We start from the raw sequence: 21,040 nt of genomic DNA, 5'->3' as shown, positions 1-21,040 counted from the left end.
GCGTCATGGATATTTCCTGGGTTTCGAACTCGATCAGGTCGCCCGCGCTCGACAGCCGGCATCGCTGGAAGGTGCTGGGCGTGGGCGTCGCGGCGAACGCGAGCGTGTCGGCGGCGGCGACCGGCTTTCCGACGACCGCCGTCTGGGTCCGCTCGGCGTATCACCTCAGCAATGGCCAGTTGGGCGTGGTGCTGGGCGCGCTGGGACTGGGCGTCGCGTTGTCCGAACTGCCGTGGGGCGTGCTGACGGACCGCTGGGGCGATCGGCCGGTGCTGCTGATCGGCCTGCTGACGACCGCCGCGGCGCTCATCGCGATGGCCATCTTCGCCACGCCCGCCACGGCGAGTTTTGCGTGGCTCGTCGCGGCGATGTGCGGCCTCGGGCTGCTCGGGGGCAGCGTGAACGGTTCGAGCGGGCGCGCGGTGATGGCGTGGTTCGGCGAAGGCGAACGCGGCCTGGCCATGAGCATTCGCCAGACCGCTGTGCCGCTCGGCGGCGGCATCGGGGCGGCGTTGCTGCCGTGGCTGGCGTCGACGCACGGGTTCTCGGCCGTCTTCGGCGTGCTCGCCGCGATGTGCCTCTTGTCGGGCGTGTTCGCGTGGCGCTGGCTTCATGAATCGCCGCTCGCGCAGCACAAGCCGGCGCCGGGCAAGGTCCGGCCGGCGCAAGGCACGCCCTTGCGCGATGTGCAGGTGTGGCGCGTGGTGCTCGGCATCGGCGTGCTGTGCGTGGCGCAATTCGCGGTGCTGAGTTTCGCGACGATTTTCCTGCACGACGCCGCGCGTTTCGGCGTGACCGCAATCAGCGTGACGATGGGCGCGCTGCAACTCGGCGCCATCGGGATGCGCGTCTGGAGCGGTCGGCATACGGACCGCCACGGCAATCGCCGCGCTTACCTGAAGATGTCCACGGTTGTCGCTTGTGCGTCGTTTGCCGTGCTGGGTCTCGCGACGGCGCTTGGCGCGGTCCATGTGCCCGTTTTGCTGGCCGCGATGCTGATCCTGGCGGGCGTATGCGTGTCCGCATGGCACGGCGTGGCCTATACCGAACTCGCGACGCTCGCAGGCACCGCGCGCGCCGGGACCGCGCTCGGCATGGCGAACACGGCGGTGTTCGTCGGCTTCTTCCTGACGCCGCTTGCCATTCCGCACGTGCTCGCGCTGGGCTCCTGGCCGCTGGTCTGGCTGGCGGCGGGCGTGTGCGCGTCGCTCGCGTGGCCGTTGTTTCCGAAGCCCGCACGCGCTTAAACTGGCCGTCCGACAAAGACACTAGCGGAGCGCATCTTGATCCTGATCGGCCAATACGATTCCCCGTTCGTGCGGCGCGTCGCCATCGCGGCGAGTCTCTATGGCATGCCGTACGAGCATCGTCCGTGGTCCGTCTTCGGCGATGCCGACAAGATCGCGCCGTTCAATCCGCTGATCCGCGTGCCGACCTTGGTGCTCGATTCCGGCGACGTGCTGATCGAAAGCGCGATGATCCTCGACTACCTCGACGAGCAGGCCGGCGCGGCGCACGCGCTGATCGCGGCGGAGGGGCCGGAACGGCGTCACGCGCTCAAGATCTGCGCGCTGGCCACCGGTCTGGCCGACAAGGCCGTCGCGCTGGTCTATGAGCGCGTGCTGCACAAGGAGCGGTCGCAGACCTGGCTCGACCGCTGCATGGGTCAGGTCGAGCGCGTGCTGAATGCGCTGGAAACGGATCGCGCCGCGCGTCCGGCGGCGTTCTGGTTCGGCGATGCCATCGGCCACGCGGATATTACCGTGGCCTGCGCGCTGCGCTTCGCGCGCGAGGCGCATCCGGAGATTTTCGCGTCGACCCGATGGCCTGCGCTGATCGCTCACAGCGACCGGTGCGAGATGCTGCCGGCCTTTGCGTCGATCGTGCAGCCGTTCAACCCGCCGAGATAAGCCGGATCAGGCGCGCGCCAGCGAGGACAAGTCCCAGCGCGGCTTCACCGTGAACGCGTAGTCGCGCACGGCCTGCTCCGGCCAGCGCGACAGGCGCAAAGCGCCCGCGAGCGCGATCATCGCGCCGTTGTCGGTGCAGAGCGAGAGGTCGGGGTAATGGACGTCGAAGCGGCGCTTCTTCGCCGCCGCCGACAACGCTTCGCGCAGTTGCCGGTTCGCGCCGACGCCGCCCGCCACTACCAGCCGCTTGAGGCCGGTCTGCTTCAGCGCCGCGAGCGACTTGGCGACCAGCACGTCGACGGCGGCATCGACGAAACCGCGCGCCAGATCCGCCTTGCCCTGTTCGCACACATTGGCGCCGAGCTTGCGGCTCTGCGTCAGCACGGCTGTCTTGAGCCCGCTGAAGCTGAAGTCGAGGTCGCCCGAATGGAGCATCGGACGCGGCAGCACCACCGCGCCCGGCGTGCCGAATTCGGCCAGCCGCGAGACTTCCGGGCCGCCGGGATAACCGAGGCCGAGCAGCTTGGCGGTCTTGTCGAAGGCTTCGCCGGCGGCATCGTCGAGCGTTTCACCGAGGGTTTCGTAGACGCCGACATCGGTCACGCGCATCAACTGCGTGTGTCCGCCCGAGACCAGCAGCGCGACGAACGGAAACGGCGGCGGCTCCGCCACCAGCAGCGGCGACAGCAGATGCCCTTCCAGATGGTGAATGCCGACAGTCGGCTTGTCCCACGCCATCGCGAGCGCATTGGCGACGCTCGCGCCCACCAGCAGCGCGCCCGCGAGCCCCGGGCCTTGCGTGAACGCGATGGCGTCGATGTCGCCGCGCGCCGCGCCCGATTGCTCCAGCACCTCCTCAAGCAGCGGGAGCGCCCGCCGGATGTGATCGCGCGACGCCAGTTCCGGCACGACGCCGCCGTAATCGCGATGCATCGCGATCTGCGAATGAAGGGCGTGCGATAGCAGGCCGCGTTCGGTGTCGTAGAGGGCGAGGCCGGTTTCGTCGCAGGAGCTTTCGATGCCGAGAACGAGCATGGGAGTGAGACTTCGGAGGGAACAAAAAAGTATAGCAGCGGCGGCCCGTGCGCGTTCCGTGGCCCCGAGCCGTCCCGGTGCAGCGGTTAAAATGCGCGCCATGGAATCCTTCGATATCGCCGTCATCGGCGCGGGCGCGGCCGGCATGATGTGCGCGGCCGTGGCCGCCCAGTCCGGGCGCCGCGTCGTGCTGATCGATCACGCCGCGCGTCTCGCCGAAAAAATCCGCATCTCCGGCGGCGGGCGCTGCAACTTCACCAACAGCCACGCGCAGCCGGCCAACTTTCTCTCGGAGAATCCGCACTTCTGCCGCTCCGCGCTGGCCCGCTACACGCCGCGCGACTTTCTCGCCTTGCTCAAGCAGCACCGCGTGAAATGGCACGAGAAGCACAAGGGCCAGCTGTTCTGCGACGACTCCAGCGAAACGATCATCGACATGCTCAAGCGCGAGTGCGACGCGGGCGGCGTGACCTGGCGGCGGCCCGTGACGGTCCACGAGATTCGCCACGACGGCGCGCGCTTCACGCTGGACACGAACGCGGGCGCGCTCGGCGCGGCGGCGCTCGTGATCGCGACGGGCGGGCTCTCGATACCGAAGATCGGCGCGACGGACTTCGGCTACCGGGTGGCGAAACAGTTCGGCCACACGCTCGTCGACACCCGGCCGGCGCTCGTGCCGCTCACCTTCACATCGACCGACTGGGAGCCGTTCGCGGCGCTATCGGGGCTGTCGCTGCCGGTGCGCATCGGCGCGGGCAAGGGCAAGACGCGCGGCGAGTTCGACGAAGACCTGCTGCTCACGCATCGCGGCGTGTCCGGGCCGGGCGTGCTGCAGGTGTCGAGTTACTGGAATACGTCCGAGCCGGTCGAGATCGACCTGCTGCCCGGCATCGACGCCACCGCGATGCTGCTCGAGGCCAAGGCGAGCTCGAAGAAGCAGATCGGCACGCTGCTGGCCGCGCATGTGCCCGCGCGCCTCGCGCAGGCGTGGCTCGCGGCGCACAAGGTCGCCCTCGATGCCCGTCTCGCCGATCTCCCCGACCGCACGCTGCGCGCGCTCGGCGCATCACTGTCGAACTGGACGCTGACGCCGAGCGGCACCGAGGGCTATCGCAAGGCGGAAGTGACGCGCGGCGGCGTGAATACGCGCGAGCTGTCGTCGGCGACGATGATGAGCGCGCGGGTTGCCGGGTTGTACTTCATCGGCGAAGTGGTCGATGTGACCGGCTGGCTCGGCGGCTATAACTTCCAGTGGGCGTGGGCCTCGGGCGTCGCGGCGGGCAAGGCGGCGGCGGAGCACGCGCGCGGCGTGGCGACGGGCGGCTGAAGAGCAACCGGCAAGCAACCGGCAAGCACCCGAAGCCCGGCCAGCAGAGCACTCCGAAAATCGGTCAATCCTTCCGGAACGGGGGTTTTGGCGAGTCTCGAAACGCGAACCCGTTTGCTATACTCAACCGGTCATCGGAGGAAGCCCTCCGCTCTGGCTGGCACGCGGGAGCGTCGTTGTGGCACGCCTTGCCGCGGCCCGGAATGGCCCGCAGAAAAGTCCCGCTTGAGGATGCGTTCCCAAGCGGGTTTTTGCTTTCACGATCACGCCACCGCCGGGCCAGCCGGAATCCAGTTATCGCCATTTATCGCAATTGCACCGGGTGAACGATGAGCCTCAAGGACCAGATCAACGACGACATGAAGACTGCCATGCGCGCGCGCGAAACCGAGCGCCTCGGCACGATTCGGCTGCTGCTGGCGGCAATCAAGCAGCGTGAAGTCGACGATCGCGTCACACTCGACGACGCCGCCATCACGGCCGTCATCGACAAGATGATCAAGCAGCGCAAGGATTCCATCAGCCAGTTCGAAGGCGCGGGCCGCACCGATCTCGCCGACAAGGAAAAGGCGGAACTCGCCATCCTGTCCGCGTACATGCCGGAGCAGCTTTCCGCCGACGCCATCGCCGCCGAAGTGCAGGCCGCCATCGCGGCGAGCGGCGCGGCCGGTCCGCAGGACATGGGCAAGGTGATGGGCGTGCTGAAGCCGAAGCTCGCCGGCAAGGCCGACATGACGGCCGTTTCGGCACAGGTGAAGGCGGCACTCGCCAAGTAATCAGCTGCCGACTGCCCGGTGATTCCTCACGCTTTCCTGCAAGACCTGCTCAACCGCGTCGATATCGTCGACGTGGTGGGCCGCTACGTCCAGTTGAAGAAGGGCGGCGCGAACTTCATGGGCCTCTGTCCGTTCCATAACGAGAAGAGCCCGTCGTTCACGGTCAGCCCGACCAAGCAGTTCTATCACTGCTTCGGCTGCGGCGCGCACGGCACGGCAATCGGCTTCCTGATGGAACACACCGGCCTGACTTTCCCGGAAGCCGTCAAGGATCTTGCACAAGGCGCCGGACTGACCGTGCCGCAAGAGCCGTCGTTTCGCGGCGGCGGGTCAGGCGGCGAGAGTGCGCCGAGCCGGGCGGTCAGCGTCGCGCTCACCGACGTCATGCAGACCGCCTGCGATTTCTATCGCAAGCAGTTGCGGGGCGCGCCGAATGCCATTGCCTATCTCAAAAAACGCGGGCTGACGGGTGAAGTGGCCGCGCGCTTCGGGCTCGGTTATGCGCCGGATGGATGGCAGAACCTCGAAACCGCGTTTACCGATTATCGGGATGAGAACCTGGTGGAAGCGGGCCTCGTGATCGTCAGCGAGAAGACCGATGCGCAAGGGCAGGCGCGCCGCTACGACCGCTTCCGCGAACGCGTGATGTTCCCGATCCGCAATGTGAAGGGCAACGTGATCGGCTTCGGCGGGCGCGTGCTCGACGGCGGCGAGCCCAAGTACCTGAACTCGCCCGAGACGCCGCTCTTCAGCAAGGGCAGCGAGCTGTACGGATTGTTCGAGGCGCGGCTCGCGGTGCGTGAACTGGGCTACGTGCTGGTCGTCGAAGGGTATATGGATGTCGTCGCGCTGGCGCAGCTTGGCTTTGCCAACGCGGTCGCGACGCTCGGCACCGCGTGCACGCCGGTTCACGTACAAAAACTGTTTCGCCAGACGGACACGGTGGTGTTCAGTTTCGACGGCGATTCGGCAGGGCGCCGCGCCGCGCGTCGCGCGCTGGAAGCGGCGCTGCCGCACGCGGCGGACAACCGCACGATCAAGTTCCTGTTCCTGCCGAAGGAGCACGACCCGGATAGTTATGTTCGCGAGTTCGGCACGGATGGTTTCGGCGAACAGGTCGATCGCGCGATGCCGCTGTCGCAGTTCCTGCTGAACGAGGTGCTGAACGACAAGGAACTGGAGCAGCCGGAAGGCCGCGCGAAAGCGCTGTTCGACGCCAAGCCGCTGCTTCAGGCCTTGCCCGCGAACGCGTTGCGCGTGCAGATCCTGCACATGCTGGCGGACCGGCTGAGCACGCCGTTCACGGAGATCGCCGCGCTGTGCGACATCGATTCGCGCGCGGCCGCCGTGGCCCGCGCGAACGTGCCGAAGAGCGAGCGCCGCCGGGTGACCGGCCAGGAACAGCGGGCGTTACGGAACCTGGTGATGTATCCGGGAATCGGCGTGGCGCTCGATCAGGAAGCCGAGCGCACGCTGGTCACCATGACCGAACACGGCGAGTTGTTCAGCGAGGTGATCGGGCATGCACGTGAACTGGGTGGTGAAGCCGAGTTCCAGATGCTCTCGGACGTCTTGAGAAATGCAGCAAATGCGCCCACGTACGAAGATATCTTTCAGGAAATTCTCGCCTATGATGAAAACGTTCGCGATTTGCTGTTGCGCGATCCATCCGACGAGGATGCGGCGCAGCGGGTCGAGGAACAGAAGCGTCTGCTTGCCGAAGAGCTGCAGGCCACGGTCGTGAAGCTGAGGCATGACAGCTATCGCGCGCGGCTGGATCAACTGGCGCGGCAGGCCAACCTTTCGGCGGAAGAAGTGGCGGAGTTTTCGGACCTGTCGGCACGGGTCGCGCAGATCAAGGCCGGGCGTGTTGCCAGCCCTGATGGCGGAAAGTGAAATGCTATAATTAAAAGTTCAAATGGAAGTGCTTTTTGTCAACTGCTTGTGTCGTCGGACTGTTGTTTTACGTCCACGGCGCAACATCGGCGGAGTGGTTGAAAAAGGGCATTTGAAGGGGCATCTGAGCGGCTTTTTGCGGGCCACGAAAGCAGCACAGGGCATGCGGAGCACACGCCGGCGCTAGCTGACCGGGCGGTTTCACGGCGGCATCTGTTGTGAAGTTCGGCGATTTGCGTGGCGCGGGCCGCATAAATCATACGAAACAGACTGAAACGCACGCCGGCGTACAGACGGGTGGAAGGGAAGCGGTTGCTATTGCGGGTAGGCGAGACAGGCGGTTCATTCTTGTCGGATCGGCGGTAGCGCCCCGGGCAGGGCACGCAGGACGAAGCAGCGTGCGCATATTGGGTATTCACGGTTCCATCGGCTGTTGTCCAGCAGCCGCGAGTCGAGACTAAAGCCGGTATGGCGAACTCCATGACGAAAAAGCTGAACGATGTATCCGTCGAAGACGACGCAATGCAAAACGCAGAGTCTGGCGCCGCCGCTCCCGCGGCGAAGGTCGAAAAGGCCAGGGCTCGCGATCGCCGCGCGAAGGAGAAGGCACTTCTGAAGGATGCGTTCTCGTCGAGCGCGCCGGGCACGGTCGAGGAACTCGAGGAGCGGCGCGGCAAGCTGCGCGCGCTCATCAAGCTCGGCAAGGAGCGCGGCTTCCTCACCTATGGCGAGATCAACGATCACCTTCCGGACAACTTCACGGAAACCGAGGCGATCGAAGGCATCATCAGCACGTTCAATGACATGGGCGTGGCGGTGTACGAACAAGCGCCCGACGCCGAAACGCTGCTCCTGAACGACAACGCGCCGAATGCCTCTTCCGACGACGAAGTCGAGGAAGAAGCCGAAGTCGCGCTTTCCACCGTCGATTCCGAATTCGGCCGCACGACCGACCCGGTCCGCATGTACATGCGCGAAATGGGCACCGTCGAACTGCTGACGCGCGAAGGCGAAATCGAGATTGCGAAGCGCATCGAGGACGGCCTCAAGCACATGGTCATGGCGATCTCCGCCTGCCCGACGACCATCGCCGACATCCTGGCCATGGCCGAGCGCGTGCAGAACGAAGAGATTCGCGTCGATGAACTCGTCGACGGCCTGATCGATCCGAATGCCCAGGACACGGACGGCTTTTCCGAACAGGAAGCCGAGGCGATCGAATCGGAAGACGAGGAAGCCGAGGAAGAGAAGGACGGCGACGAGGAAGAGGAAGAAGAGGACGACGGCGCCGCGCAGGCCAGCGCCAACGCTGCCCAGCTCGAAGCCCTGAAGCTCCAGTCGCTCGAGAAGTTCGCCCTCATCAGCGAATGGTTCGACAAGATGCGCCGCGCCTACGAGAAGGAAGGCTACAAGTCCAAGGCGTATTTGAAGGCGCAGGAAGCCATCCAGACCGAGTTGATGAATATCCGCTTCACGGCGCGCACCGTCGAGCGCCTGTGCGACACGCTGCGCGCGCAGGTCGATGAAGTCCGCCAAGTCGAACGGCAGATCCTCCATACGGTCGTGGACAAGTGCGGCATGCCGCGCGCCGAGTTCATCACGCGCTTCCCGGGCAGCGAGACGGATCTCGACTGGTCCGAGAAAGTAGTTGCCGAAGGGCATGACTACAGCGCCGTGCTGGAGCGGAACATTCCCGCCATCCGCGAGCAGCAGCAGCGTCTGCTGGACTTGCAGGCGCGTGTCGTGTTGCCGCTGAAGGATCTTAAGGAAACCAACCGCCAGATGGCGGCGGGCGAATTGAAGGCGCGTCAGGCGAAGCGCGAGATGACCGAGGCCAATCTGCGCCTCGTGATTTCCATCGCGAAGAAGTACACGAACCGTGGTTTGCAGTTCCTCGATCTCATCCAGGAAGGCAACATCGGCCTGATGAAGGCGGTGGACAAGTTCGAATACCGTCGCGGCTACAAGTTTTCGACTTATGCCACGTGGTGGATCCGGCAGGCCATTACGCGGTCCATCGCGGACCAGGCGCGCACCATCCGCATTCCGGTTCACATGATCGAAACGATCAACAAGATGAACCGCATCTCGCGGCAGATCCTGCAGGAAACCGGTCTCGAGCCGGATCCGGCAACGCTCGCCGAGAAGATGGAAATGCCGGAGGACAAGATCCGCAAGATCATGAAGATCGCGAAGGAACCGATCTCCATGGAAACGCCGATCGGCGACGACGATGATTCCCATCTCGGCGACTTCATCGAGGATACGAACACGGTGGCGCCGTCGGACGCCGCGCTGCATGCCTCGATGCGCGATGTCGTGAAGGACGTGCTCGATTCGCTGACGCCGCGTGAGGCGAAAGTGCTGCGCATGCGTTTCGGTATCGAAATGAGCACGGATCACACGCTGGAAGAGGTCGGCAAGCAGTTCGACGTGACGCGCGAGCGCATCCGTCAGATCGAGGCGAAGGCGCTGCGCAAGCTGCGTCATCCGAGCCGCTCGGACAAGCTGAAGTCGTTCCTCGAAGGCAATTGAACGGGCACGGCGGGCTTGTATTGAGAGGCGTAGTGAGGCAAACTCGCTAGCCTTCGGAAACGCCCAGCGCACGGTTCAGAAGTCAGGAAAGCGCCGATCGCGGCGCTTTCTTTTTGCCCGTCGCGTTTGAAGGCCAGTAGCGCCAGGGGCCGGAAGCTTAATTGGTATAAGCTGTCGACTCATAATCGACCGATAGTGGGTTCGAATCCCACCCGGCCCACCAGTCTTTCTGACGCGCGTCCCACAGGCGGCTGCGCGGTCAAGCATGACATGGCCACCTCGATTGGCGTGGTTTAGTCGATCACGTGAATGCGAGATTCGCTGAACAGGACATCGCGCGGTTTGCGGCGCCATCCACTATTATTTCTCGCCGCGCATGCCCAAGATAAGTCTCAAGGGCGCTGCGATTTCTCCAGTAATGCAAATCCGCCTGATCGACTTATCAAGGCTTTTCGGTTGTCGGTCATTTTCGGGCCGTCGCTACACGGTCGACGAACCTGGAAACGCGAGAAGACAACTAAAGTCCTGACAAAAGACAGTTATCTGGTCTTGTCGGTATTCAGCGGCAAATCTCTTCTTGCCCTGCTTTGTCAATATCAAGGGTGGTATCGGTTGTATTTTCGTTACGGATATTTCCTATCGGGTAATAAGACTCTTCTTGGACCGCGGATTGGGTCGGCGGCGTGAAGGAGGGTGACCGACGAAGTAAGATCGAACCGCTTCAAATAAAGATGTCGATAACCCGGCGTGGGTAGTGGGTCCTCTGCGTATCCTCAAGATAAACCGGACGGTAACGGAGGCGGGAGCCTGCACTCTACGAAGTTTGTGTCCGGGCGGTATTGACCATGAAAACACCGCCTAAAACAAAAACAAATTTTTATAGAAAATGTGACAACCTGGACTCCAATGCTCCTGACGTGAACGTTTTTGATAATCAACCGTTAAAATCTAAAACGAGTCATTGAACGTCAGTTCTTATTGGCCGTGAATTTGACCTGCGTTGCGGTAAATTTGCGCGAATGGTGCGTGCCAGAAAATGAACTTGGGCATGACCTTCAATCGGGCGAAGTGCAATAACTTTATTTGAGTCGTCACGAGTGGAAAGCAACATGGCTAGACCGAGGAAAGCCGGGTCCAGTCGAGTCATGAGCGCAGCAGTCATTGGACTGCTCGCGCTAATTGCGGCCATTCCGCGGGAGAGGTGGATCGGAACGCAGTGATCGCCATCATCAGCGCGGCAATTTATTTGCACCGCAAGTCCGGAAGCGCCATGGCGGGCGTTTCACAACCCGAGTTTCGTGGGCCAGTCGCGAAAGGGCGACGCGTCCCTCCAGCGCGATCGGTCCGTTTTTCGACGACATCGCAAGGCGCTGTCCTGGGCAAGGAAGCTTCGTAATGAATGGAGCTGATGGATACGCAAGGGTGATCGGACGCCGCATTGACTCTACGACTGGACAAGAGCTTCCCGAAGCGGTATCTGAGGCCGGATAGCAACGCGGCCCGCGAAAGGTCCGGCATTGGAGTCTCGCGCTGGACGCCACACGGATGTTTAACCGGATTGGAGCATTGAGCAATGGCGAAGGATTCACCCATTTTCGATCACGCGCGCCGTGAGGCAGTTCGTGACAGGTCGCAAGCTTACGGGAACGTCTGCATGCGTGGCAGTCGTGAACCGGCAGTAGCGAGGATGCCATGAGGGCGTTGCGTGCTGCCGCCGCGCTCCGCAATTTACGCGAACAGCCGTTGTGGCGCTTGCTGGCTGCCACGAAGGCGCCGGCTGTCATTGCCATGCTGCAATCCCTGTTTGCAGAGACCGAGAAGACGCTCCCGAGTTCTGTTCTGCATGAGCGCTTGGGCCGGGATATCGACTCGCTGCGCTCGGCAGGAGAAGACCTTCCGCAGACTCCACAAGCCTACGTCGCCGAGTGGCTCAACCAAGGTTGGCTCACCCGGAGGTTTCCCGCCGGTGCACCTGAGGAAGAGTACGAGCTCTCTGCCGGCACACTGACGGCGCTGCGCTTTGTCACCGGGCTGCTCCAACCGCGAACTACCGCCACCGAGAGTCGGCTGTCGGTGGTAATCCATCAGCTATCGCGACTTGCCGACGAGACAAATAGCAGCCCTTCTGCTCGATTGGCCGCATTGCATGCGGAGCGCGACCGGATCGACCGGGCGATCACAGAAGTCCAGCGAAGTGGAGTCACGACACTGCCGAACGACCGCGCCCTCGAGCGAGCTCGCGAGGTTCTCGCTTTGGCTCAGGAACTCGCGTCGGACTTCAGGCATGTACGCGACGAGTTCGAGCGGCTCAACCGAGGACTACGACAAAGTCTCATGGAAAACGAAGGCAGCCGCGGGGACGTTCTCGAGCAGCTATTCGCAGGCGTCGACCTCATCGGAGAGAGTGATGCCGGGCGCACGTTCAACGCCTTTTGGGGGTTGCTCACGGACATCGAGCAGGCCGCGACCTTGCGCGAGTCTCTCGATGACGTGACAAGCCGCTCCTTCGCACGCGACCTCGAGTCGCATGAACGCAAGTTCCTGCTCGGCCTGACTGGCACGCTCCTGAACGAAGGTCGCAGCGTGCATGACGTACTTCAGAACTTTGCCCGTAGTCTCAAGAGCTTCGTCCAGAGTCGGGAGTTCCTGGAGCATCGGCGTTTGCATGGATTGCTCAAGGAAGCGACGCAGGCGGCGCTTGCAGCCAAAAACATGGTTCGCCCCAACGAGCAGATCGGCTTCGAACTGATGCAGTCGAGCAGCCGCATTCGCTCCGTGTCCCAGTGGTTGCCATACGACCCCGCACACAGAGTCACCGACTCCTCGATGCTGGATGCAGAAGCCTCCGAACTCGACCTGGAGACGGTCAATGAGCTTGTCCGACAGTCAGAAATCGACTTCCGCACATTGAAGCAGCATGTGCGTTCGGTCCTCGATCATCAGTCCCAAGCCACCATCGGCCAGGTGCTGATGGAGTTCCCAGCCGAACAGGGATTGGGGAGCGTCGTCGGCTACGTCGCACTTGGCGCCAGGCATGGCGAGGTCACCGAGGGTTCTGAAATCGTCGAGTGGCAGGTTGAGCTTGCCGCACATCGCCGCGCACGGATACCCGCTATTTACTTTATCAAGGAGCGTTATCTTGAACTTGTCGACTGAAGAAAGCAACGCGGCGGCAAACCCGGCCCTCAACGACGACGAAGCTGGAGCGGCGGAAGGCATGGATGACGCTACCTTCCTCTGCGATACCGGTTCGCTACCGATCGACACTCGTCACGTCATGGTGCAGTTGCTGCTCGGCCCTTCGATCGATGCACGGCGGCAGTCGAGGCTCTGGCCGATCTTGCTGCGAGACGAAGCGATTGTTCGGTCCCGGCTTCACGAGTTATTTCTTGAAGTCGTCATCGACCACGAGCAGCAGGTGGCATTCACCCGACAGGTGACATCAGAGGAACTCGAAGTTCCCATCCTTTTGCGAAAGGCCTCGCTCACCTTTCTCGAGACCGCATTGCTCCTGTTCCTGCGTCAGCGTCTCACGCAGGCCGATGCTCAAGGCGAGCGCACTGCGGTTTCGCTGGCGGACATGCAGGAGCACCTTGGCGTTTTCGAGCGCGACCATAACCCGGACCATGCGAAGTTTGGCCGGCAGATCATGAACGCCGTGGACAAGGCGAAAAAGCTGAGCTTGCTCCAGCGCATTCGCAATTCCGACGAACGCTACGAGGTTTCGCCCACGTTGAAGCTGCTGTTCTCGGCCGAAGACATTCTGCAGCTCACGCGAACCTATGGGCAACTGGCTCTGTCAATGCCGACCACCGGTGAGCCAGACAATGCTGCAAGCGATGAAGCGGCTATCGAGGATGACACTGATGAGGAGGACGGACTGTGAACACTGCCGGACAAGCGCTGTTGCTGGATGGCGGGAATGAGCAATTTCGCCTGACGCGCATCCAGATCTTCAACTGGGGCACATTCTGCAACGTCTTCGATTTTTCTATTCCAGCGCAAGGCTACCTCTTCGTAGGCCCATCCGGCTCCGGCAAGTCGACCGTGCTCGACGCGCATGCGGCCCTGATGACTCCGCCGAAGTGGATCGACTTCAATGTTGCCGCGCGCGAAGCCGAACGACACGGCCGTGACCGCAACGTCATGACCTATCTCCGCGGCGCTTGGGCGCAGCAGACCGGGGACAGTGGAGAGTACGTCTCGCAGTATCTGCGTAACGGCACCACCTGGTCTGCCATTGCGGAGACCTATCGCAACGAACAGGGACGTGTCGTCGTGCTTGCACAGGTTCTGTGGGTCAAGGGGAATTCCACGGCGCCGGGAGACGCGAAGCGCGTATTCCTGACACTCGAACGAGAGTTCCATATTCAGGAGCTGGAGTTTTTTGCGAAGCACGAGTTTGATGTTCGACGTTTCAAGCATGACCTGGTGGATGCAAAGGTTCACCCGGAATTCAGTGCTTATCAGGAGCGTTTTCGTCGTCTGCTCGGTATCGACAATGAGCGCGCGCTCCGGCTTTTACACAAGACGCAGTCCGCAAAGAATCTGGGCGACCTCAATGCGTTCCTGCGCGACTTCATGCTGGATGAACCTGAAACCTTCAGCATTGCAGCCAGTCTCGTTACCGAGTTCGGCGAACTCAATGAAGCACATCAGGAGGTGGTGGCTGCCCGCAAGCAGATCCAGACGCTCAAGCCAGCGCGCGACGAGCACATGGCACTTGATCGTGACAACAACGAACGCAACGGATTGCAGGCCATCCAGGCTGTGATCGACCCGTACCGCGAGCATCGCCGCAGGCTGCTTATGGAGGAGCGCATTGCAGAGTTGGAGGTTGAAAAGGAGGGCACTCGGCAGGAAGGCCTCCTTCTCGCGCGGCGTGTGGACGACGAATTCATCAAGCTGACAGACCTCCAGCGTCAGAAGATCAACATGGATGCGGGTGTCCTCGTTCGGCTTGAAGACGAGATCAAGGCGGCCGAGGTGGAAAAACCCGTGCGGATCGCCAAGCGAGACCAGGCGGCGGCAGCCTGCAAGGTCATGGGATGGGCGATGCCTGACGGTGTCGTGGGGTTCGTTCAGCGTGTAGATTCAGCCAGGCAGCGGGTGCTGAAGGCTCGTGACCTGAAGAAGGAAGTTGATGACCGGAAAGACCAGTTGAAGACGCAGCATCGAATGGCTAGCGAGGAGTTCAGCAAGGCCGTGGCTGAAATCCAGGCACTCGAACGGCAAAAATCGAATCTGCCGGCTCGGCTCGTGGACCTGCGGGAGCGCATGACCTGTGACCTCTCCATACCGGAAGAAAAACTCCCCTTCGTTGGCGAATTGGTCGAGGTGCGGCCGGACGCTGCTGAATGGCGCGGCGCCATTGAGCGTGTGCTAGGTGGGTTCGCTCGTTCCATCCTCGTCGACGAGAAGCACTATTCAGTGGTCTCGGCCTATCTGAACGAGCGCAACATCGGCGAGCGACTGGTGTATTTTCGGATCATCCCGCAGCCTCCAGGTCGCCCGCTGAGCGCCAACTCGATGGTGCGCAAGCTGAATCTGGCATCGGGGATCTTTGGCGACTGGGTCAGGGAAGAGTTGAAGCACTCCTTCGACCTCGAGTGCGCCGACACCTTGCAGGCATTGCGCCATGCGCATCGAGCCGTTACCCGCGAGGGGCAGGTGAAGCATAACGCCATGCGGCACGAGAAAAACGACCGTCACTCGTTCAATGATCGCAGTCAGTGGGTACTGGGTTTCGATAACAAGGACAAGCTGAATCTGTACAAGGAAAAGGCGTCCGAACTGGGTCGACGCATCTCTGAACTGCAAGCGGCACTGGACAAGATTGGAGAGGAAGAAGAGTTCCAGCAGAAACAACTGCTGCACTGCCAGAACCTGTCGAATCTGACCTGGAGTGATGTCGATGTTGGTTCCCTCCTGACTCGTATCGACGATCTGACGGAGCGGCTAAAGTTGGAGCGGGACGCACGCCCCGACCTCGCGATTCTGGACGACCGGATCAAGGCTCAGGAGGGCGTCCACGCGACAGCTGTCAGCAAGAGGAACGAAGAGGATGCAAAGGGCAAGGGCATTGCCAGGGATATCGATCAGCTGAACAGCAAGCTTGCCGACCTCACGCGCTTGTGGCCCACCATAGATAAACCCCCGGCGTTCGCCGACGAAATCTCCGTGCGGTACGCTGCCACGGGCAAGGCATTGACCCTTGAGAACGTGGACCAGGTGACCGGTCTGGTGGATCGGGGTCTCAGCGGCGAACTGCGCGCGCTGGATACCCGTCTCACCGAATTAAAGAACTCCATCGTGCAGCGTTTTGCAGAATTCAACCGGCTCTGGCCGGCGGTGGCTGCCGGTCTCGATGCCACGCTTGCCAGCGCGGACGATTACCTGGCGAAGCTCAAACGTTTGGAAGACGACAACCTTCCAGCGTATGAGGACCGATTCTTCAGCTTGTTGCGCGAGCAAAGTGACCAGAACCTCACGCTGTTGGTGACCAAGCTTGACGAAGAGCGATCGGCCATTCGGGCGCGCATGGAGTTGGTCAACGAGAGCTTGCGGACGGCGCCATTCAACCCGGGGACCCATCTTGTCATCGACACGACGGATAAATCGTTGGAGGACATCCGGCTCTTCCGAGCGAGCCTGAGAGAGTCGCTCAGCCATTCGTTTTCGAACGACCGCGACTTGGCCGAGGAGCGCTTCAAGGAGCTGGCGGCCCTGGTCAAACGTCTCGCAAGTCAGGAAACCGTAGACAAGAACTGGCGCAGCCTGGTGCTCGACGTCAGGCAGCACGTCGAGTTCGTCGCACGCGAGCTGGACGAGGATGAAATCGAGGTGGAGGTCTATCGCAGCGGCGCTGGCAAGTCGGGCGGTCAGCGTCAGAAGCTGGCCGCGACTTGCCTCGCTGCCGCTCTTCGTTACCAGCTTGGCGGCCAGGACCGGGCACTCCCTGGCTACTCCACGGTGGTGCTCGACGAAGCGTTCGACAAGGCGGATGCCGAGTTTACCGCGATGGCGATGAATATCTTCAAGACCTTCGGGTTTCAGATGATCGTGGCCACGCCGTTGAAGTCGGTGATGACGCTGGAGCCATTCATTGGCGGGGCGTGCTTCGTCCATATCAAGGATCGGAAGACGTCCGCCGTTATTCCAATCGAGTATGACGACGAGACACAGCGTTTGAAACTTTCCCCGGATGTGCGTCATGCCGAAGAAGCTTCTATCTCCTGAGGCGGCGCAAGACTTCCTCGTGCGCCGCTTCAACAATCAGCATCAGACCTGGCTTTCCGGTGGTGGGAGCTGGCCTCTGATTGTCTCGCTGGGCACGCCGACGGAAAAGGACATTGCCGAGGATCCGACCGCGGTTCGAAGCTGGGCAAGCGCGTGGCAGGGCAGGACAGGGCCAGGGGAAGTTGCCTTCGAAGCGCGCCAGTTCGTCCGGCTTGGAAAGCATATGTTGCCGGTTACCTTGAGTCTTGCTGATGCGCAACAGGTGGCTGCTGCTGTGGGGCAATCCAGGCGTTGGACGACCGCTGCAGGACGCATCCGGCTCATGTTGGATCGCTGGTCGTCGCTGGCGTATGGGAACGCGCTGGCATCAAGGTTCGATATTCTGGCGGACTACACGGACGAGGACTTCGACCGGTTGATGTCATTTCTGGCATGGGTCGAGTCGAATCCGCAATCGAACCTGTATCTGCGCCAGATTCCGGTAGAAGGGCTGGACACGAAATGGCTGGAGAAGCGAATGGGTCTGATTGCCGGTCTACTTCGGGCGATCAGAGGAGTCAGCAGCGAGGACATTGATTTCCACACATTGTGCGGCCTGCGCAAACCCGCTCATCGGGTTCGCATCCGATTATTATGCCCGTCGCTTCGAGCGCAGGTAGCGGGACTTTGCGATATCGAAGCGCCTGCCGTCGAGCTTGCCGGATTGCCCATATCGCCCAGAACAGTGTTCATCGTTGAGAACCTTGAGACAGGTTTGGCATTTCCGGACATCCCTGATGCGGTCGTTGTCATGCGTCTTGGAAATGCAGTTGGCGTATTGGGCGCCTTGCCGTGGATACAAGCTGCGGTGGTCGCTTACTGGGGTGACATTGACACTCATGGGTTCGCGATCCTGGACCGGGCTCGCAGAGTAGTGCCGCATTTGCGTTCTGTACTGATGGACGAGGCGACACTGCTTTCGCATGAATCTCTCTGGGGCCAGGAGCTATCGCAATGCCCGGACGTGCCTCTATTGACGCTGACCACAGACGAACGGCGGGTGTATGGCCATCTCAGGAGCAATACTTGGGGGCAGCGCGTGCGACTTGAGCAAGAACGCTTGAACTGGAAGGAGGCGTTGGCAGCGTTAGGGCGTGTCGTGGACCTTGGCTTCGGCCACGCACCGACGGATGAATCACATGGATCTACCGCGGTGCCGCGGTAGTTCGAAGATTGAATGCCTTACCGCGCTTATGCGCTGCGCGCCGTGCGGTAGTGAGCAGTAGCGTGGACACTCCAGGATTGCGACCAGATTATGATCCATTCATCGGGCTGGCTATGTTTAACGATCCACTGCTCGTTCGCGTCGCCACAAGAATCCCCTCTTAGACTCCATGCCATTTCAATTCAAGCAAACGCTAAGGCATCCGGACGAAAATTCGTCCATCCGGTTTTCCTGAAGATTCATTAAAACCTCATGTGTTTTCAACGCGATGCTCGTGCTTTGTGGATTAATGTCCTGATTCAAACCTGGCGGATTCGTGCGCGTAGCATCGGGGACATTGACTATGCCGGCCAAGTCGGAAATCGACAGGTCAATCCAGCGCGCGTCCTCAGCGATGCGACGTGGCGTCCGAAGCCTGAATCATTGGTTTTACCCGCCGCTTCCGCATGTGCGGTGGGGCGTCGCCCTGGACGCTTGAACACGATCCAATGCCGGATCAGGATGACGCGCCCCGAGGCTCCGCCTCCTCCGCCCCCGCAGGCGACATCTTCATCCGGACCGTCCAGGACCTGGTCGCGCGTATCGCCTTGCGCTTCAGCCACGATGTCGTTCAACAGTGCTGTGCCGGCGAAACGGCCTTTCGCGATCTCCAGCCCATCTATACGCGCCGCGAAGACTGGCTCACCACGCTCTTGCAGCTCGGCGAGTTGCTGCCAACCTACGTCGCCTACCTTCCTGATGCATACCGGCCGCAAGCCACCCGCGCCGCCGCGCAACTGGCCGATGCCCTGACACTCTGGCGCGCGGCGGACAGTCTGTATCGAACGACGCGAAGTGACGAGCGGCCCCATGCATCCTGGCTCGAAGACGTGATCGCCTGGCTCTCGCTTTTCGATCGATGCAGCGCGGGGTTGCCGGAGGACATGCGCGACATCGCTCGATCAACCATCGACTGGCTCAAGCGAGGACTTGCCAGCTACTCGGCCATTGATGTCCTCACTCGAAGTCTTGAGCCCACGCTGACGAACGAGAGCCTTTCGGTGGACGACAGGCTCGCGCAGGCCCGTCATCTGGTCGACCTGCAGCCAGGCCGCTTGCCGGAGACCTTGCATGCATCGATGCGCGCTGCGCTGCGATCCTTGGCAACACTGCAAGCATGCATGCGGCGTATGGACGATGCCCGCGCCATCCTTGAGCGGACGGGTAATCTCACGGGTCTGGCTCAAGCGCTGATTACGCTGCTCGGCGACGATGAGAGAGCTGGCCTTGCATTCTTCGACGGCTCACCACGTTCACCACCTATTGCCGGGCTCTGAGCGAGGCCTACCTGGTGGTGAGCAATCGCCTCGGCGGCGAGGGTTCCGCCGACCAACCCAGCGCAGCGGGCGCGCTCCATCACCGGCTTGCGGGGCTGGTCGGCTTCCTCGGCGGCCCGGCAGGCGCGCCGTTGAGAAGCCACATACCGGAACCCGTATTGATCGTCATCGACACGTCCAACGTGTTGATGGAGTTCTATCAGACAGGCGAGCGTCTCTATGGTGCGTTTCACGAGATTCACATCAGCGCCGGCACATTGACCGCGAAGCTTGGCGCATCGTTGAGTCTCATCAAAAGTCAATCGGGCCGGCTGCTGCCCGAAGTCGCGCGCGTGCCTCTCAGGGTCATCTTGGACCTGCTGGATGGTCTGCTCGCAGTGTGGAAGGGTGGCGACGGTGCATCGGCAGAAGCGCGTGTCAGGTTGATCGAGCGCACCATCACGCAATTCGAACGCGCGGTGCGCGATCCCGGCCTGGCTCGCGTGCTGCCCGAAAACGCGCGGGCCGGCGTGAGCCAAGCCTTGCGCTCCTGCCAGATGCTGACGGGACAACTCGGCGCTCTGCTCAGCGTGCACGAACACGGCAGCTTCGCCGAATTCCTGCAAGCGTTGTTGAGGGAAGGCGGGCCGGCGGCGTGGCTTCCACAGTTCCTTCAGCCTGTGTTGGAATTGGCGCGACTGCTCTCGAATGTCGCTGAGCAATTCGAACCCTCGAATCTTCCCGCGTATCCGGCGGACGCAAGCGTCCCCGAACAACTCGGCTGGCTCGCGCATGCATTGCAGGACCCGGAACGGATCGAAGGCTTGCTGAAGCATGTGCCGCCGGAAACGCGGAGCATGGTGCGAACAGGCTCGGTGCTGCTGCAAAAGATGTGCGCGGGTCCGCAAGGCAACGCGTTACCCGCGCGGGCGCAATGGCTCCTGAGCCTGATACGGAGCGCCGAAATGCGTGAGCTTCTCGCGCTCGGAGGAGTGTCACCAGACGAGTGGATGAATGGCTTCGTCGATACGGCGCTGGCTCGTGAACTGTTCAAGGGCTTCATCGAAGCGACTCGTGCAGATTCCGCTCTTGCGAGCGTTCAAGTCGCGCTCATGCCCTTGGCCAATTTCAAGGTAATCGCGCGCGCCGGCGCGGCGGTCGTCTGGCACGCGTTGGGGTGCGCGCCATGTTTCGGCGTGGAGAGGGTCCTGCAAGGCTTGCTGGGCCAAATGAAGATAGAAGACTCATGGCAGGCCACGGTCAACACGCTGCTCTCGGACGTGGCCCAGGATGTCGAGGCGATCAAAGGGATCATCGAGGACATACACGGCATCGGCACGGAGATCGTTGCGCGCTTGCCGCTCATGCTGTCGCATGTCGACAGAACCGATGTTACGCGTCCCGAAGACAAGCTGCTCGCGGAACGCGTCGGCGAACTTCGGCGACGCCTCCGCGAACGCGCGGAGGCGCTCGGCGACAGCCCGAATCTCGCCGATCTGAGAAGCGGCCTCGTCGCTCTTCGGAAAACGTTCGGCGAAATCAGGGAGATCGCCCGCGACGCGGAAGTCACGGACGATATCAGGTTACTCATCGAGGCGACCAAGAACCTCTACGCGCCGATTCTGGAGTCATTTAGCGAGACCCACCTCAGTCACGCATTGACGGCGATCCGCCGGTTCCCGGCACAGCCGGGGAAATGGCGGCTGCGCAATCGTGTTCCCGGGTGCGTATTTCGGCGAACGTGACCGCCGATTTCGGGATCGTGACCGATTCGGCAAGGTCGGGCGTTGCGCGGTTTCGATTGTAGATTTCCTCGCTAGTTT

Annotated in this window: 13 protein-coding genes and 1 tRNA gene; 13 read left to right on the top strand and 1 reads right to left on the bottom strand. The window is 61.9% G+C overall.

The features are described from left to right. Window positions 1–5 precede the first annotated feature (5 nt). Window positions 6–1,247, top strand: coding sequence for an MFS transporter (locus tag QCE83_RS33690; protein ID WP_309821071.1), 1,242 nt, complete (start codon window positions 6–8; stop codon window positions 1,245–1,247). 36 nt (window positions 1,248–1,283) lie between these two features. Then, on the top strand, window positions 1,284–1,910 hold the full coding sequence (locus tag QCE83_RS33685; RefSeq protein ID WP_309821070.1) for a glutathione S-transferase N-terminal domain-containing protein: 627 nt from the start codon (window positions 1,284–1,286) through the stop codon (window positions 1,908–1,910). 6 nt (window positions 1,911–1,916) lie between these two features. Here QCE83_RS33685 and tsaD read toward each other — a convergent pair whose 3' ends face one another. Beyond that, entirely contained in the window at window positions 1,917–2,945 is a 1,029-nt protein-coding gene (gene tsaD / locus QCE83_RS33680; RefSeq protein ID WP_309821069.1) for a tRNA (adenosine(37)-N6)-threonylcarbamoyltransferase complex transferase subunit TsaD, read from the bottom strand. Window positions 2,946–3,045: 100 nt separating this feature from the next. Between tsaD and QCE83_RS33675 the strand changes: the two genes are divergently transcribed. From QCE83_RS33675 to QCE83_RS33625, 11 genes are all read left to right on the top strand, one after another. Further along, window positions 3,046–4,272 carry an NAD(P)/FAD-dependent oxidoreductase gene (locus tag QCE83_RS33675; RefSeq protein ID WP_309821068.1) on the top strand — a complete coding sequence of 409 codons (1,227 nt, stop codon included), beginning with the start codon at window positions 3,046–3,048 and terminating at the stop codon, window positions 4,270–4,272. Between the two features lie 329 nt (window positions 4,273–4,601). Then, complete coding sequence (locus QCE83_RS33670; RefSeq protein ID WP_309821067.1) at window positions 4,602–5,048, top strand: GatB/YqeY domain-containing protein; 447 nt, start codon at window positions 4,602–4,604, stop codon at window positions 5,046–5,048. Window positions 5,049–5,066: 18 nt separating this feature from the next. Further along, window positions 5,067–6,944, top strand: coding sequence for a DNA primase (gene dnaG, locus QCE83_RS33665; RefSeq protein ID WP_309821066.1), 1,878 nt, complete (start codon window positions 5,067–5,069; stop codon window positions 6,942–6,944). A 468-nt stretch (window positions 6,945–7,412) separates the two neighbouring features. Further along, window positions 7,413–9,479: an RNA polymerase sigma factor RpoD gene (gene rpoD, locus QCE83_RS33660; protein WP_309821065.1), complete on the top strand. Its 2,067-nt coding sequence runs from the start codon at window positions 7,413–7,415 to the stop codon at window positions 9,477–9,479. A gap of 146 nt (window positions 9,480–9,625) precedes the next feature. After that, a tRNA-Ile gene (locus QCE83_RS33655) sits at window positions 9,626–9,702 on the top strand. Window positions 9,703–11,171: 1,469 nt separating this feature from the next. After that, entirely contained in the window at window positions 11,172–12,635 is a 1,464-nt protein-coding gene (locus QCE83_RS33650) for a DUF3375 domain-containing protein (protein ID WP_309821064.1), read from the top strand. Continuing rightward, the gene (locus QCE83_RS33645) at window positions 12,619–13,365 is read left to right on the top strand and encodes a DUF4194 domain-containing protein (protein WP_309821063.1); all 747 of its coding nucleotides are present in this window, start codon (window positions 12,619–12,621) and stop codon (window positions 13,363–13,365) included. The genes QCE83_RS33650 and QCE83_RS33645 overlap by 17 nt, the downstream gene beginning before the upstream one ends. After that, on the top strand, window positions 13,362–16,718 hold the full coding sequence (locus QCE83_RS33640) for an SbcC/MukB-like Walker B domain-containing protein (RefSeq protein ID WP_309821062.1): 3,357 nt from the start codon (window positions 13,362–13,364) through the stop codon (window positions 16,716–16,718). Before QCE83_RS33645 ends, QCE83_RS33640 begins: the two co-directional genes overlap by 4 nt. Further along, a complete protein-coding gene (locus tag QCE83_RS33635) occupies window positions 16,693–17,922 on the top strand; it encodes a Wadjet anti-phage system protein JetD domain-containing protein (protein WP_309821061.1) in 1,230 nt (409 codons plus the stop codon). The genes QCE83_RS33640 and QCE83_RS33635 overlap by 26 nt, the downstream gene beginning before the upstream one ends. A gap of 488 nt (window positions 17,923–18,410) precedes the next feature. Further along, entirely contained in the window at window positions 18,411–19,238 is an 828-nt protein-coding gene (locus tag QCE83_RS33630; protein WP_309821060.1) for a hypothetical protein, read from the top strand. A gap of 17 nt (window positions 19,239–19,255) precedes the next feature. After that, window positions 19,256–20,962: a hypothetical protein gene (locus QCE83_RS33625; RefSeq protein WP_309821059.1), complete on the top strand. Its 1,707-nt coding sequence runs from the start codon at window positions 19,256–19,258 to the stop codon at window positions 20,960–20,962. The last annotated feature ends 78 nt before the right edge of the window (window positions 20,963–21,040 follow it).

Source organism: Caballeronia sp. LZ034LL (assembly GCF_031451215.1).
GTDB lineage: Bacteria > Pseudomonadota > Gammaproteobacteria > Burkholderiales > Burkholderiaceae > Caballeronia.
This window is presented reverse-complemented; position numbering and strand designations above follow the sequence as displayed.